Raw genomic sequence first — 14760 nt, 5'->3', positions numbered from 1 at the left:
ACAGCACCAGACTGTATGAGGTGCATATCTTAATTCTTTATTCTGTTACATGCAGACAAAGTCTGAATTAACGGGAATAAACGTTCAACGCTGGGAAGTAGTAAGCAATTTCCACAGCAGCTGTTTCTGGAGCATCAGAACCGTGAACAGCGTTAGCATCGATAGAGTCAGCGAAATCAGCGCGGATTGTGCCAGCTTCTGCTTTCTTAGGATCTGTCGCGCCCATCAGGTCGCGGTTTTTCAAAATGGCGCCTTCGCCTTCCAGAACTTGGATCATCACTGGACCGGAGATCATGAAATCAACCAGATCCTTGAAGAAAGGACGTGCGCTGTGAACAGCGTAGAAACCTTCAGCTTCAGCACGGGACAACTGCGCCATACGGGCAGCAACTACTTTCAGGCCAGCGCCTTCAAAGCGGCTGTAAATTTGACCGATGACGTTTTTTGCAACTGCATCAGGCTTAATAATAGACAATGTACGTTCGATAGCCATCTAAAAACTCCAATAAAAAGAAAGGGTTAAGAAAAATTTCAAGAATTCATCTAACCTTAGATTTTAACATGAAACCACCAGCTCAGATATATCTTTCAAGAAATACAATTGGTCGCAGACTGAATTAATTGAACTTATGTCATCTGAAGCAGGGATTTCATTGCAATAAGGCAAATCCATCAGCGATGGGCAATCATAACGACAGATTTGTTATTGCAAAAATCTAGATCAGATCAAAAACTGCCATGGATTCCACGTGAGAGGTATGCGGGAACATGTTAATGACGCCAGCACTGCTAAGACGATAACCAGCCTGATTCACCAGCATGCCAGCATCCCTGGCCAGGGTGGAAGGGCTGCATGAAACATAGACCAGACGCTTGGGCTTTAATTCAGGCGCGATATCACCCAGATCAATCAAAGCCTGACAGACAGCCATGGCGCCATCGCGAGGCGGATCGATCAGGAAACGATCAAATTTACCAAGCTTGACGAAGTCTTGTGCCGTCACCTCAAACAGATTGCGCGTACTGAACGAGGTCTTGGCCGCCAGACCATTGTGTTTTGCATTTTCCAGAGCACGCTCAGTCAAAGTATCACTACCCTCTATACCCACAACCTCTCTTGCCAGCGTGGCGATAGGCAGGGTGAAATTGCCCAGACCGCAGAACAGATCAGCGATACGCTCATCTTTTTGCACATCCAGCATGCGCAAGGCGCGTGCGACCAGTACCCGGTTGATATGATGGTTCACCTGAGTGAAATCAGTGGGCTTGAACGGCATTTTGACGCCAAATTCTGGCAACAGATAATGCAATTCGCTAGTCGCAGGGTAGTATGGCGTGGCTGTTTCCGGCCCCTTGGTTTGCAACCACCATTGCACCTGATATTGATCAGCAAATGCCTTCAACTTCACTTCATCTTCTTTGGTCAATGGTGCCATGATGCGCAATACCATGGCAGTCACACCCTCACCTATTGCCAGTTCAATTTGCGGCAAGGCTTCAACTATGGACAGCGAAGCCACCAGGCCACGCAAAGGCATTAGCATGGCGGACACATGCGCAGGCAAGATGTCACAGGTTTCCATATTCGCGACATAACGCGATTTTTTCTCATGAAAACCAACAAGTACCGTGCCCTTTTTGATCACATGGCGCACAGACAGACGTGCGCGGTAGCGGTAACCCCAGGTCGGACCTATGATGGGCCGGAGCATGATTTCGGATTTGACCTTTCCAATATGCCAGAGGTTGTCTTCCAGCACACGCTGCTTCATGGCAACCTGGGCGCTGGCATCCAGATGCTGCATGGAACAACCGCCGCAAGTGCCAAAAAATTCACATTTAGGCTCCACCCTTTGCGAAGATTCGCGTACCAGGCTCATCATGGTTGCAGCTTCCCAACTGGCCTTCTTTTTGTAGGTACTAAACTCAACCAACTCACCTGGCAGCGCACCATCAACAAACACCACCTTACCAGTGGAACCATCTTCATTTTGCAAGTTACCGACGCCACGTGCGTCCATATCCAAAGAGCGAATTTCTATTGTATTCATGGAAATTAACGGTGCGAGATATATCGCGCCGGGAGGAAGTGAGATTTAAAAGACGGAATTATAAGAGATGCGCGGACGCGCACCTCAAGAAATATGCGAATTGAACTGGCTGCTATAACTTAAGATGCCGCCAGCCAACTAAAGCACAGAGTCACGACCCACGCCACGTGAAGCAAACGAACGCTTTAGTTTGATCAAAGCCTCCTGCTGTATCTGACGCACACGTTCACGGGTGATCCCCATTTCATCGGCCAGGGTTTCCAGAGTTGCCGGATCATCATTATCAAGTCCAAAGCGGCGCACTATGACGATACGTTGCTTGTCAGGCAATTTTGACAGCCAGTCCCTGACCAGGATCGTCATTTCATGCTGCTCGGCACGAATGTCTGGCGCATCATCACTATCACCTGGCAACATATCCATGAGACTGGACTGGGGATCATTATCCAGCGGCGTATCCAGGGAGGTGGCATGCTCGGACAGCGTCAGAATATCCTGCACTTCATCAACTGGCCTGTCGACCAGCAGGGCAATATCTTCCAGTGCCGCATCCCTCCCATCGCGCCTTTGCGATTCAAGATGGTACTTGGCCCGCAGTATCTGGTTCAGTTCACGCACCATGTGCACAGGCAGACGTATGGTCCTGGCCTGGTTCATGATGGCGCGCTCTATACTCTGGCGTATCCACCATGTTGCGTAGGTCGAAAAACGAAAGCCGCGTTCGGGCTCGAATTTATCGATGGCATGCATCAGGCCCAGATTACCCTCTTCTATCATGTCGAGCAAAGCAACGCCACGGTTGATATAGTGTTTGGCAATCGACACAACCAGGCGCAGGTTGTGCTCTATCATTTTTTGCCTGGCCTCAAAATTACCTTGCTTGGCCAGAGTCGCATAATGCAGCTCTTCAGCAGAGGCAAACAATGGCCGCGTACCTATCTGATTCAAATAGTATTGTGTGGTATCTGTAGAAAGCTCGGCAGCAAGTACGTTTTTCAGCTCATCAATAGGGGCAACAATGAGCGCCGCAGGATCTTCACTTTGCTCGTCCCGCCCCTCCTGCGCCAGATCAGCCGCATCATCCATATCCACAGCATCCGAGGCAGGATGCGCATCACCATCAGCGCCGTCCGGCGACATATCCGGCTCATCGCTAGCGGAAGAATTTTCCAACTTGTAGGTGCTTAAATTGTTATGCATGATCTGAGCTGGTTTGCAAATCCGGTAAGTGAGTCCTGCTTGAACAAATTATTGTCGAAAATGGCAATATTAATTTACCAATACAGTTTTTCTGGAATTACCCTACATAAAAAATGTCAATTTACGAAAAACACCGGCACTTGCTGCATCTTCACAACAAAGGCGCGCAAAAGCTAGCGGGCTGGCAGATATCTTGCCGGATCAACCGGCTTACCCTGCACCCTGATCTCAAAATGCAGCTTCACAGTATCACTGTCAGAATTTCCCATTTCAGCAATTTTTTGCCCTTTGCTTATGCTCTGCCCTTCCTTGACGAGTATGGATTTGTTATGCGCATAGGCTGACAGCAAGGTGCTGGTATGCTTGATAATCACCAGATTACCATAACCACGGATGCCACTACCTGCGTACAAAACTTTACCGGCACCAGCGGACAATACATCCTGCCCCATTTTGCCAGCGATATCGAAGCCTTTATTCTTAACATCGTCAAATGTCGCCAGGACTTTACCGTCAGCCGGCCACATCCAATCCACACTTTCAGTTTCAGACGTAACAGGTTCTGCTGCTTTGACTGGCACAGAAGTTTCAGACTTAATGACTGGCACTGTCGGCGCAACCGAGGCGACTACCGTGGCATCTGCCTTCTGCAATTCAGCGAGGTTAGCCTCTGAATATGGCCGCTTGTCGCCGCGCGGGCTGGTTTTGTTGGTAGCTGCGTTCACTGGCAAAGGTTTGACTTCAATTCCGGCATTTGGTGCCACACCCGTAGTTTGCGCCCCCTGGGCAGCGTCCGGTGGCGCAACCCGCAGAACCTGCCCCACTTTGATGTCGTTCGGGTTTTTCAAGTCATTCCAGGCAACCAGGTCACTATAGCTTTGCCCATGATCAAGTGCGATTCTGTACAGACCATCACCACGCTTGACCACATAGGTACCGCGCGTATTATCGGGAGCCTTCACCACTGGCTTGACAACCTCAACGACAGGAGGAGGATCAACTGGCCTGGGATCAAAGCCCCTCTCCACAACTGGCGCCTTATTCTGGACATTGGTGGTACATGCAGTCATGACCGCCAAGACTGTTATGGATAAACCAGTTTGTAGTATTTGCTGTATTTTCTTCATTTCTGTTTTAATCTATCAAATTCATTGTTGCCATGGGCAAAGCTAAATTACGCCGGGATGCAAAGGCACAAAATGGCAGGATTCGAGCACAGAACTCTTCCATTCATAATTGGATACACGCTCTATCAATTGCAACACCTGATTACGCCCACCCACAGGTGCAACCAACCTGCCACCTACCCGCAACTGTTTTAACAGGGCCTGTGGCACTTCCATTCCCGCTGCTGCCAATATGATACCGTCAAAAGGGGCCTCGCCCGGCAAACCCTGCATGCCATCGCCATATAAAAGCCGGATATTAGCGATACGCATGGGACGCAGATTGCTTTTGGCCAGTTCATGCAAGGCCTTGATACGCTCTATGGAATATACCTCTTTGACCATCACAGACAGGACGGCTGCCTGGTAGCCGCAGCCAGTACCAATCTCAAGTACACGCTCCAATTTGCCACCATTACGCATGATTTCCAGCATACGGGCCACAATATACGGTTGCGAAATGGTCTGGTGATGGCCTATGGGCAGGGAGGCATCCACATAGGCCTGGCTGGCCATGCCAGATTCCAGAAACAAATGTCTGGGCACGGCTTGCAAAGCTGCCAGCACAGTCGCATCCTTGACCCCTTGTTGCGCAACCCGTGCGACCATGGCACGCCTTACGCCTTCAGACACCAAGGGGCCAGACAATAAAGAAGGCGACAAACCTGCGGAAGAACCTGCAGCCCCCTGCGGTACATTCAATTGCTGGGGTTTTGCAGCTTTCGCTGCAGCCACACCACTTAAATGGTGGGCGGCATTGCGCATGGCAGTTTGCGGCATCGCGGTATGCCGCACTGCCCCACCACCGGCCTTGTCTTTTTGATTGACCACAGAAGACAAGGGCAAAGGAAAGCGCTTATCCTTGGTTGTCATGCAAAATCCATATCCAGGTCAGCCAACTGGCGGGTATTCGTCAAATCTATTTGTAAAGGTGTTACCGACACAAAATGCCTGGCCGTCGTATCAAAATCCGTCCCCACGCTGGCATCCCGTGCTGCTCCTGGCGGGCCTATCCAGTAAATATCCCGACCGTGCGGATCAGTCATGTGGATGACAGGCTCAGAAGTATGACGCTTACCCAGGCGCGCCTTGCGCACTCCCTTGATGTCTTCAAACGGCAGATTAGGAATATTCACATTCAGCAGGAACGGTCTGGCCAAGTCTGAGAAACCACGCTTCACCATATCCAGCGCAATGCGTGCTGCCGCATCCAGGTGCGTCCAGCCTTTTTCAGTTTGCGAAAAGGCAATTGCCGGGATACCAAACAAAAATCCTTCAGTCGCTGCGGCTACGGTACCAGAATACAAAGTATCGTCCCCCATATTCTGCCCCTGATTGATACCAGAAACGATCAGGTCAGGTTTTTCTTTCATGATGGCGGTCAGGGCGATGTGCACGCAGTCAGAAGGAGTACCATTCACAAAGTAAAAACCATTGCTGGCTCGTTGCACACTCAAGGGCCGGTCCAGGGTCAAGGCATTCGATGCCCCGGAACGGTTACTGTCGGGAGCCACCACGGTAATCTCGGCAATTGATGCCATGGCCTCAGCGAGCGCCACGATGCCAGGAGCCAGATAACCATCATCATTACTGATCAGAATTTTCATGTTTTGTATTCTACCTGATGCTGAAATATAAATTTCTACAGAGAACAGATTTTTACGGCATAATCACAAAATCAAACGGTCGTACTATTTTATGGAGACATCAAAATGAAAGCTGTTGTTTGCAAGGAGTGGGGATTGCCAGACACTTTGGTGATAGAAGATTTACCAGATATGGTGCCAGCACCTGGCCAGGTGGCCATCAATGTCAAGGCAGCAGGCGTCAACTTCCCTGACGTATTGATCATACAAAACAAGTACCAGTTCAAACCTGAACTGCCATTTACGCCAGGCAGCGAATTGTCCGGGATAGTCTATGCCGTTGGCGAAGGTGTCAGCCATATCAAGGCTGGCGACAAGGTGATTGCCTTTATTGGTAATGGTGCGTTTGCACAACAGGTCGTTGCCCCTGCCAATGCCGTCATGCCCATGCCACCAGACATGGACTTTGACGTTGCAGCAGCGATCACCCTGACTTATGGTACCTCCCATCACGCAGTGGTAGATCGTGCCCAGTTAAAAGCTGGTGAAACCATGCTGGTATTGGGCGCTGCCGGTGGCGTCGGACTTGCAGCCATAGAAATTGGCAAGGCTCTGGGTGCCCGTGTCATTGCAGCAGCATCGACCGATGAAAAACTCGATATCTGCAAGCAGCATGGTGCCGATGTCACGATCAACTATAGCAATCAGGATTTACGCGAAGCCATCAAGGCCGCTACCGATGGCAAAGGCCCGGATGTGATTTATGACCCGGTCGGTGGCATTTACGCAGAACCAGCTTTCCGCTCGATAGGCTGGCGCGGTCGCTATCTGGTGGTAGGTTTTGCCAATGGCGAAATACCCAAGCTGCCATTGAATCTGACCCTGCTGAAAGGCGCTTCTCTGGTTGGTGTTTTCTGGGGTGAGTTTGCCAAGCGTGAGCCTAAAGCCAACCTGGCTGCCATGCGTGAGCTGATGGGCTGGCTGCATGAAGGAAAAATAAAGCCACATATCTCTGGCCGCTATGCACTCAAAGACACACCAGCAGCCCTGAACGACCTGGCAGCCCGCAAAGTAACTGGCAAGATAGTCATACAACCTGAGAAATAAAGTCCGGGACCTCGCCTGCGTGCGAGGTCTTTTCCCCAAAAAGGACTACTTAAAGGGACTACTTGTTAGCGGTTGTTGGCAGCCTCACCGAGCCAATAACGATTGATGTCCTTGATACCCCATTTGGCAGCATCTTCACGTGAGGCGATCTTGTCGTTCATTCCCGGACGTGACAAGTCAATCAGTTCTGGAGCAATGTAGGCCATAGATTTAACAGAAAAGAATACTCTGACCTTTGGCAATAACAGGGATTTTCCAACCTGTTGCTCAACGACGACAGCCAGCCTGCCAGACTCCAGCTTGACCATTGTACCCACAGGATAAATACCTATACTTTTGACAAAAGCCTGAAATACTTTTTCATCAAAATGACCGCTACTCCACTCAGCCATTTTGCGCAATGATTCAGCAGGGCACCAGCCTTGTTTATAGGGACGATCTGAAGTAATCGCGTCATACACATCGCATACAGCCCCCATACGTGCGTACAAACTGATCTCATCTCCCTTCAGACGCCTTGGGTAACCGGTACCATCAATTTTTTCATGATGATGCAGGCATACATCCAGGGCAATTGCACTGACACCCTTGGCCTCTTTCAACATTTTGTATCCAGCTACAGGATGTTCCTTGACGGAGACAAATTCAGCATCTGTCAATTTTCCTGGCTTGTTCAAAATATCAGCATCCACCATCATCTTGCCTATATCGTGCAACAAGCCAGCCAGACCGGCTTCCCTGGTTGCCTCTTCAGACAAGCCCAGCTGCTTGGCCAATGCCACCATTAGTGCGCATACGGCAATCGAATGCATATAGGTGTAATCATCCTTGGTCTTGAGTCTGGCCAAACCTATCAGGGCACCAGGATTGCGCATGACGGAATCAGCAATTTCTTCCACCATGGTCTGGGCATTACCGACGTCTACCGCCTTGCCCATGCGGGCTTCACTGAACATGCTGAACACGGCTTGCTTGGATTTGCTGACAATGGCAGAAGCACGCCCCAGTTCGTCATCCATGGAGACTGAGGTAATCTGGCGCGGTGATGGAGCAGGCTCTGGCAGCGGTTCTGGCGCAGGCTCGGGTTGTGGCGCTGGCTCAGGTTCGGCAGCCGTTTTTTCTACCGCCTCGGGCAGGACATCAAGGCCCTTGCTGACATCAATCCAGGCATGACGGATTTTGGTTGCCTGGATTTTTTTTAATTCTTCAATTTCTCCAAGCAAGAAAGACTTTTGCCAGAATGGCGTATCTATCCAGGAACTGCACAGTTCCTGCACATACATGCCAACCCTCAGTTGAGCGACTTCAATTTTCTTCAACATAGGCAGGGGAAAGTTATGAATTGGATAAGCAAAAAAAGCTTCAATGCGTGTCACCCAATTATTCTACAAAGCTCGTCCACAAGCCAGTAGTAAAACCGTATATTACAAAATTTTTCCTTCAGGCAAGTTACCCAACAAATTCATAGGACGGAAAAAATCCTGCATTGTCTTGTTACCGATAAAACTCAGGTTGTAGGGATGCTCAGCACTGATCTGCTCGTACAGTGCGGTCTCGGGCATGACACGAAGCTGTTCGGCAATCTTACCCCACAAGACTAACACTGCCTTTTGCTTTTTGTGCGCACTTTGATATTGATCTAGCGCAGATAAAACTGTTTGCAAAAATGGCTGCCATGCTTTTGCATCTTTTACCGGAGCTGTGTCTTCACGAAATACCAGACTGGCATTCAATAGTAAAAATCCTTGTGCGATGAGTTTGTGTTGTAAATCGTCCAGCGTCTGAATAAAACCGCCCTCAGGCAAACGCGCCTGTGTGGCAACAGCAGCCATGGCGTCACCAGCAGTTGCCTCTTGCTGCAAATGACCAGAAGCGACCAGCAACATCTTCATGAAGTTTCTCAGTGACGTGGCGCGATTGACTTTCTTGGACAAGCCACCACCCTCTTCATCAGACCACAAGCTTTTTACCGCCCCGTCCATGAAACAATAACCTGTTGCACTGTCTGCCCGCGGATAAGGTCCCTCGCCCATCAGGATGTAACGTACATCATCCATGGGCATGGAGAATGCAGCAAATAATCTGGCCTGGTTAGGCAGATAGTCAGACCTGGTCAAACCCGGGAAATAATCCGGATTGGTTTCATGCACTCGCTGCAATCCCCTCTCTATGACAGGCCGCCAGGATGAGTGTGACTGTTCTATCGCCAGACACACATCTTCCGGGCACACATCTTGCCATGAACTCATTGCTGCCCGCCCGGCATTGCAGATGGCAGAGAGGCCGTAGGCAAGCCAGGTGTCACCATAGGTGGCGGCGGGCTGCTGATAGGTCCGCCTGGTGCATCATTGTGCTTGGCAGAAGGAAATGCGACAGGCGCCACTTGTGGCGGCACTGTATTGGACTGATTCAAGGGCGGTATTTGTACCGGACCACGATTCATATCCGGCATTTGCGGCAATTCTACACGTCGCATGATGCCGGATTCAGACACCATCACATATTGTTCATGCACTTCTTTCAGGAGCACGCCAGGAGCAACCTCCTTATCCATGGCCACAGCTACAGCTGGTTTTCCGTTGGCACTGATGATGGCCAGACTTTTTTCAGCCTGCTTTGCCAGCACAATGCCTTTTAACTGGTAATTGGTGGCAGTAGCTTGCGCGGCCTGGCTATTACCGAAAATACCACCCCATTGCCCAGTACCTGGTTCATAACTGTTTTGCTGAAACCCGGCAGCAACCGCCCTTGCCTGCGGCTTGAATAAACGCAGCGCCCAAAAACTCAATGACGCACATAGTGCGATAAACAAAAGAAATGTCACAAGGACAGGTAAGCGTTTCATTTTTATCCTTTTAGCGTACCAATTGATTTATTTCTATGATAGGCATCAGTACCGCCAGCACGATGAGCAAGACCACGATCCCCATGGTCAGGATCAATACCGGCTCCAGAAAGCCAGCCATGGTCATTGCCCGGCGCTCAAGGTCCTGCTCCTGGGTATTTGACGCACGCTCCAGCATGGCGGGCAATTCACCAGTCACCTCGCCTGCCCTGATCATATGTATCAACATGGGTGGAAAATGCTTGTGCGCCGACAAGGCGCGTGCCAGGCTGACGCCTTCTCTGACGCTAGCCGTTGCCTCTTCTACCTGTGCACGCATGGCCACATTGGACAAGGTTTCGCGGCTGGTTTGCAGAGCCCGCAAGATAGGAACGCCTGAGCCAGTCGTAATCGCGAGAGTACTGGCGAACCTTGCCGTATTCAGGCTGCGTTCAAACTTGCCATACAAAGGCGCGTGCAATAACCAGCGGTGCCAGCGCATCTTGAAATCAGGATTGCGCAAAGCCAGCCGCCACAGAGAGAAAGCAGCCACCAACAGGATTGCAACGATCCAGCCATAAGCACGCACAAAATCTGAAATGGCCAGCATCACCAGTGTCAGGAAAGGTAGCTTCTGCTTGGTATTGGCAAAGACAGAAACAATTTGTGGCACCACATAAGTCAACAAGAAAATCACGATGGCAAAAGCCACCACCGTCACGATTGCCGGATAAGTAAATGCCAGCCTGACTTTTTGTATCAGCGCATTACGTCTCTCTATGTAATCAGCCAGTCGCGACAACACCCGCGACAGATGGCCGATATGCTCACCCGAAGCCACGAGTGCACAATAGATATCAGTAAAATCATTGGGATGCTGCTTCAGCGCGTCAGACAGGGAATTACCGGCCATGACTTCCGAACGTATAGAACCGACCAGGTCACGGACATAAGTGCGCTCTGATTGCTCCAGCAAGGCAGACAGGGATTGCTCAAGCGGTAAGCCCGCCTCCAGCAGACTGGACAATTGTCTGGTGAATAAGGCATTTTCCACTGTAGAAAGATGATCGGCAAAGAAGCTGGTCTTGCGCTTGCCACCCGCATCCATTTGATTGGCAATGGACTCTACAGTAACTGGCACCAGGCCCTGAGCTCGCAAGTCACTGCGGGCAGCCCGGGCACTATCGGCATTTAATACGCCTTTGCTGGTATGGCCTGCGTTATCAACAGCCTCATATCGAAATGCTGGCATGTACTTATTCCTTAGTCACGCGCAACAATTCTTCTGGCGTAGTAACACCAGTTTTCAGCCAGCGATCACCATCTTCACGCATGGTTTTCATGCCATCCGCCTGGGCTGCCGCACGTATTTCTGCTTCTGCCGCCTCATGATGTATCTGGGCACGAATCGCGTCTGTGGTTTGCAATAACTCATAAACACCAACACGCCCCTGATAACCAGTATGGCCGCAATGCTCGCAACCGACCGCATGCCAAGTGCCTTCTTTTTCAACACGGCAATGCGTACACAATTTGCGCACCAGTCGCTGGGCAACCACACCCAGCAATGAAGAAGACAACAGGAAGGGTTCTATACCCATATCCAGCAAACGCGTGACTGCCGCAGCAGAATCATTGGTATGCAAGGTTGCCAGCACCAAATGACCTGTCAAGGATGCCTGTACCGCAATTTGCGCGGTTTCCAGATCGCGTATCTCACCTATCATGATGACGTCAGGATCTTGCCGCAAAATTGCCCGCAAGGCCTTGGCAAAAGTCATTTCGATTTTTGCATTGACCTGTGTCTGGCCAACACCGGCCAGTTCATATTCGATAGGATCTTCCACCGTCAGGATATTGGTGGTACCGGCGTTCACCCGCGACAAAGCTGCATACAAAGTCGTGGTCTTGCCCGAACCAGTTGGCCCGGTCACCAGCACGATGCCATGCGGTTGCGCGATCAGCTTGTCAAATTGCGTCAACACATCTGCGCTCATGCCCAGATGACTCAAATCCAGACGCCCCGCTTCTTTATCCAGCAAGCGCAATACAGCACGTTCTCCATGGCCGGTTGGTAAAGTGGATACCCGCACATCAACAGGCTTGCCACCTATGCGCAAGGTAATGCGGCCATCTTGCGGCAGGCGTTTTTCGGCAATATCAAGCTGCGCCATGATTTTGATACGTGAAATCAGGGAAGCATGGATTGCCTTCTTCGGACGCACGACGTCACGCAAGGCACCATCAACACGGAAACGCACTACAGAAATTTGTTCAAATGGCTCAATATGGATGTCTGATGCGCCATCACGCAGGGCCTGCGTCAGCAGCGCATTGATCATGCGTATCACCGGCGCATCATCAGCCGACTCCAGCAAGTCCTCAATCGCTGGCATATCCAGCATGAGTTTGGCCAGATCAAGATCAGATTCCACTTCTCCGACGACATCGGCCGCATCACCACCAGAACCGGCATAAGCCTTGGCGATTGCTTCGGCTAACTCAGTATGCGGCAGCATGACCAGTTTGACTTTGCCAAACTTGCGGCCAACTTCAGCTATCGCTGCAGAGGGCGTCATCTTGGAAATCTGGATTTCTACGACGCCATTGATGACAGCATTGTCCCTGACTGCCAACACAGAGAAATCCCTGGCAAAACCATAAGGCAATAAACGATGATCAAGCATGGCTTATTTGCCTTCCTTGCCTGTTGTCGGTGTTTTCTCAGGAGAGATCAGCAAAGGAGTAGTCAGTAATTTTCCTTTTTCTGCAGACGGCCACAAATTCTCTGCAACGCCATCTTTGGAAGGTACGATCTGGGTACGCATATAGTCATAGCGATCAACAGAAATATTATTGCTTTGCTCTGCATTGCGTATCACTGTAGGACGCAGGAACACCATCAAATTTGTCTTGGAACGTTTGCTGGTCTGGTATTTGAACAGATTGCCAATCAAGGGAATGTCACCCAGGCCTGGTACTTTTTCGCCACCATCAGTGGTGCTGTCTTCAATCAAACCACCCAGCGCAATAATCTGGCCATCATCGACCAGCACATTGGTAGTGATCGAGCGTTCCTTGGTAATAATGCCTGCGGCATTGGTCGTATCATCCACGCTCGATACTTCCTGATAAATCGCCAGCTTGACTGTGCCGCCTTCAGAGATTTGCGGCTTGATTTTCAACTTCAAACCTACCTGTTTGCGGTCTATGGTCTGAAAAGGATTGACACCAGCAGTACCACTGGATGCAGTGGTAAATTGACCAGTAATCAGCGGGACATTTTTACCGACGATAATATTGGCTTCTTCGTTATCCAGCGTGACGATATTTGGTATCGACAAGACATTGGCATTGCCATCTGTCTGCAACACACGCGCCAATGCGCCCAGGCCCAATTGACCATTGACTTGTTTGAACAAGCCCAGAGACAAGCCTGAGCCCGGCAACACCGAGCCTAGTGTAGTGGCATTGCCTGCAGCAAGGTTAAGGATATTATTTCCCTTGGTAGAGAACGACGTGCCACCGCCTATACGATAATTACTGGTACTGTCACCTGACAAGCCCAGCCATTGCACACCCAGCTCATTGGATTTGTCTGCACTGATCTCAACAATCAGTGCCTCCACATAAACCTGGGCACGGCGGGCATCAAGCTGTTCTATCACCGTGCGCAAATTGCGGTAAACAGGTTCACTCGCGGTAATGATCAGGGTATTGGTCGATGCGTCAGCCTGGATATATCCAGCTGCACCGCCACCACTGGAGCTGCTGCCTGTGCTGTTATTACTGAATGATGGCATGCTACTTTGCGTCGTGCCGGTAGTATTTGCAGATACAGGGCTGTTGGTACCATTAGCCGCGCTGCCTGCATTGGAAATCGTGCTGCTTGAACTGCGCGAGGAAGAAGTATCGCCAGTAACGATGGAGCGCAAGGTTTGCGCCAGCTTCTCAGCCTCAGCATTCTTTAAATAAACCACATGGACATTGCCAGGCTGTGAGGTAGGCTGATCAAGCTTGGCGATCAGCGACTTGATCTGGTTTGCCTTGGCCACAGAAGAGGCACGCACCAATATGGCATTGGAACGCGGGTCAGCCAACAATACCGGCTTGGTAGGGTCAGCACCGCCGCCGCCCGAATCTACGACCTTGGAAACCATGGTGGCGATGTCAGAAGCGATTGCATGCTTGATCAGGACCACATCCATATCTGTGGTTGCAGGCACATCCAGGGCAGCGATGATCTTGTTCAGGCGCTTGATGTTGTCTGCATAATCGGTAATGACCACCGTATTATTGCTGGGGTTACCATTAATCGTATTATTCGGCGAAATCAGCGGGCGCAATATCGTCACGATATTGGCAGATGACTCATAATTCAGCTTATAGATCTGGGTGACGACCTGGTCACCCTTGGCAGTTTCTGTTCTTTCTGAACTTGTATTCTGGGTAGGGCCGGGCTGCAACTTGGCATCTGACTCTGGCACCACCTTGGAGTAACCGTCCGCCGTCACCACTGAAAAACCTTGCAGACGCAAAGTGGAAGTCAGTAGCTTATAAGCCTGGTCCTTGGTCAGCGGTGTTTCCGACACCAGATTGATCTGTCCCTTGACCCGGGGGTCAATGATGAAAGTCACGCCGGTATAGTGACCTATCGCCTTGATGGCCGACTCTATGTCCGCGCCAACCAGGTTGATATCGACCGTATTTTTTGACGGGTCTTGTGCCATGGCCATAGGTGCCATCAAGAAACCGGCTGTCAATATTGCCGCACCAGTCAATGCAGACAATTGCTGGATAGGTTGGCGTAGCGAATTTCTAGTCAT

13 protein-coding genes are annotated in these 14760 nt (G+C 50.5%); 1 reads left to right on the top strand and 12 read right to left on the bottom strand.

What is annotated here, in order from left to right; all coding sequences use genetic code 11:
• Window positions 1-67: 67 nt before the first annotated feature.
• The 6 genes from ndk to surE all read right to left on the bottom strand — a co-directional run bounded on the left by ndk (window position 68) and on the right by surE (window position 6024).
• Window positions 68-493: a nucleoside-diphosphate kinase gene (gene ndk, locus UNDYM_RS11005; protein ID WP_162041069.1), complete on the bottom strand. Its 426-nt coding sequence runs from the start codon at window positions 491-493 to the stop codon at window positions 68-70.
• A 223-nt stretch (window positions 494-716) separates the two neighbouring features.
• The gene (rlmD, locus tag UNDYM_RS11000) at window positions 717-2051 is read right to left on the bottom strand and encodes a 23S rRNA (uracil(1939)-C(5))-methyltransferase RlmD (protein WP_162041068.1); all 1335 of its coding nucleotides are present in this window, start codon (window positions 2049-2051) and stop codon (window positions 717-719) included.
• Window positions 2052-2189: 138 nt separating this feature from the next.
• The gene (gene rpoS, locus UNDYM_RS10995) at window positions 2190-3251 is read right to left on the bottom strand and encodes an RNA polymerase sigma factor RpoS (protein ID WP_370529461.1); all 1062 of its coding nucleotides are present in this window, start codon (window positions 3249-3251) and stop codon (window positions 2190-2192) included.
• A gap of 173 nt (window positions 3252-3424) precedes the next feature.
• Window positions 3425-4378, bottom strand: a complete 954-nt coding sequence (locus tag UNDYM_RS10990) for a peptidoglycan DD-metalloendopeptidase family protein (protein WP_162041067.1) — start codon at window positions 4376-4378, stop codon at window positions 3425-3427.
• A 42-nt stretch (window positions 4379-4420) separates the two neighbouring features.
• Window positions 4421-5290, bottom strand: coding sequence for a protein-L-isoaspartate(D-aspartate) O-methyltransferase (locus tag UNDYM_RS10985; RefSeq protein WP_162041066.1), 870 nt, complete (start codon window positions 5288-5290; stop codon window positions 4421-4423).
• Complete coding sequence (surE, locus tag UNDYM_RS10980; RefSeq protein WP_162041065.1) at window positions 5287-6024, bottom strand: 5'/3'-nucleotidase SurE; 738 nt, start codon at window positions 6022-6024, stop codon at window positions 5287-5289. Before surE ends, UNDYM_RS10985 begins: the two co-directional genes overlap by 4 nt.
• A gap of 105 nt (window positions 6025-6129) precedes the next feature.
• Here surE and UNDYM_RS10975 point away from each other — a divergent pair, with 105 nt between their 5' ends.
• Complete coding sequence (locus tag UNDYM_RS10975) at window positions 6130-7110, top strand: NADPH:quinone oxidoreductase family protein (RefSeq protein ID WP_162041064.1); 981 nt, start codon at window positions 6130-6132, stop codon at window positions 7108-7110.
• 65 nt (window positions 7111-7175) lie between these two features.
• On the opposite strand, the gene UNDYM_RS10970 is transcribed toward UNDYM_RS10975, so the two are convergent.
• From UNDYM_RS10970 to gspD, 6 genes are all read right to left on the bottom strand, one after another.
• Window positions 7176-8432 (bottom strand): HD-GYP domain-containing protein, encoded by a 1257-nt coding sequence (locus UNDYM_RS10970; protein ID WP_162041063.1) that lies wholly within the window; start codon window positions 8430-8432, stop codon window positions 7176-7178.
• 102 nt (window positions 8433-8534) lie between these two features.
• The gene (locus UNDYM_RS10965) at window positions 8535-9359 is read right to left on the bottom strand and encodes a uracil-DNA glycosylase (RefSeq protein ID WP_162041062.1); all 825 of its coding nucleotides are present in this window, start codon (window positions 9357-9359) and stop codon (window positions 8535-8537) included.
• The gene (locus UNDYM_RS10960) at window positions 9356-9955 is read right to left on the bottom strand and encodes a type II secretion system protein N (RefSeq protein WP_162041061.1); all 600 of its coding nucleotides are present in this window, start codon (window positions 9953-9955) and stop codon (window positions 9356-9358) included. The genes UNDYM_RS10965 and UNDYM_RS10960 overlap by 4 nt, the downstream gene beginning before the upstream one ends.
• Window positions 9956-9965: 10 nt before the next feature.
• Window positions 9966-11186 (bottom strand): type II secretion system inner membrane protein GspF, encoded by a 1221-nt coding sequence (gene gspF, locus UNDYM_RS10955; RefSeq protein ID WP_162041060.1) that lies wholly within the window; start codon window positions 11184-11186, stop codon window positions 9966-9968.
• Window positions 11187-11190: 4 nt separating this feature from the next.
• Window positions 11191-12621 (bottom strand): type II secretion system ATPase GspE, encoded by a 1431-nt coding sequence (gene gspE, locus UNDYM_RS10950; protein WP_162041059.1) that lies wholly within the window; start codon window positions 12619-12621, stop codon window positions 11191-11193.
• 3 nt (window positions 12622-12624) lie between these two features.
• Complete coding sequence (gspD, locus tag UNDYM_RS10945; RefSeq protein ID WP_162041058.1) at window positions 12625-14760, bottom strand: type II secretion system secretin GspD; 2136 nt, start codon at window positions 14758-14760, stop codon at window positions 12625-12627.

This window comes from Undibacterium sp. YM2, from assembly GCF_009937975.1.
Taxonomy (GTDB): domain Bacteria; phylum Pseudomonadota; class Gammaproteobacteria; order Burkholderiales; family Burkholderiaceae_D; genus Undibacterium.
Note: the sequence above shows the minus strand (reverse complement) of the source record. Positions and strands in the feature narration are given on the sequence as shown.

What these genes read in the sequence shown, in the direction of transcription:
- UNDYM_RS10975 (WP_162041064.1), top strand. Translation starts at nt 6,130, where the DNA reads ATGAAAGCTGTTGTTTGCAAGGAGTGGGGATTGCCAGACACTTTGGTG.
- gspF (WP_162041060.1), bottom strand. Translation starts at nt 11,186, where the DNA reads ATGCCAGCATTTCGATATGAGGCTGTTGATAACGCAGGCCATACCAGC.
- ndk (WP_162041069.1), bottom strand. Translation starts at nt 493, where the DNA reads ATGGCTATCGAACGTACATTGTCTATTATTAAGCCTGATGCAGTTGCA.
- UNDYM_RS10960 (WP_162041061.1), bottom strand. Translation starts at nt 9,955, where the DNA reads ATGAAACGCTTACCTGTCCTTGTGACATTTCTTTTGTTTATCGCACTA.
- UNDYM_RS10965 (WP_162041062.1), bottom strand. Translation starts at nt 9,359, where the DNA reads ATGAGTTCATGGCAAGATGTGTGCCCGGAAGATGTGTGTCTGGCGATA.
- gspE (WP_162041059.1), bottom strand. Translation starts at nt 12,621, where the DNA reads ATGCTTGATCATCGTTTATTGCCTTATGGTTTTGCCAGGGATTTCTCT.
- rlmD (WP_162041068.1), bottom strand. Translation starts at nt 2,051, where the DNA reads ATGAATACAATAGAAATTCGCTCTTTGGATATGGACGCACGTGGCGTC.
- surE (WP_162041065.1), bottom strand. Translation starts at nt 6,024, where the DNA reads ATGAAAATTCTGATCAGTAATGATGATGGTTATCTGGCTCCTGGCATC.
- UNDYM_RS10990 (WP_162041067.1), bottom strand. Translation starts at nt 4,378, where the DNA reads ATGAAGAAAATACAGCAAATACTACAAACTGGTTTATCCATAACAGTC.
- UNDYM_RS10970 (WP_162041063.1), bottom strand. Translation starts at nt 8,432, where the DNA reads ATGTTGAAGAAAATTGAAGTCGCTCAACTGAGGGTTGGCATGTATGTG.
- gspD (WP_162041058.1), bottom strand. Translation starts at nt 14,760, where the DNA reads ATGACTAGAAATTCGCTACGCCAACCTATCCAGCAATTGTCTGCATTG.
- UNDYM_RS10985 (WP_162041066.1), bottom strand. Translation starts at nt 5,290, where the DNA reads ATGACAACCAAGGATAAGCGCTTTCCTTTGCCCTTGTCTTCTGTGGTC.
- rpoS (WP_370529461.1), bottom strand. Translation starts at nt 3,251, where the DNA reads ATGCATAACAATTTAAGCACCTACAAGTTGGAAAATTCTTCCGCTAGC.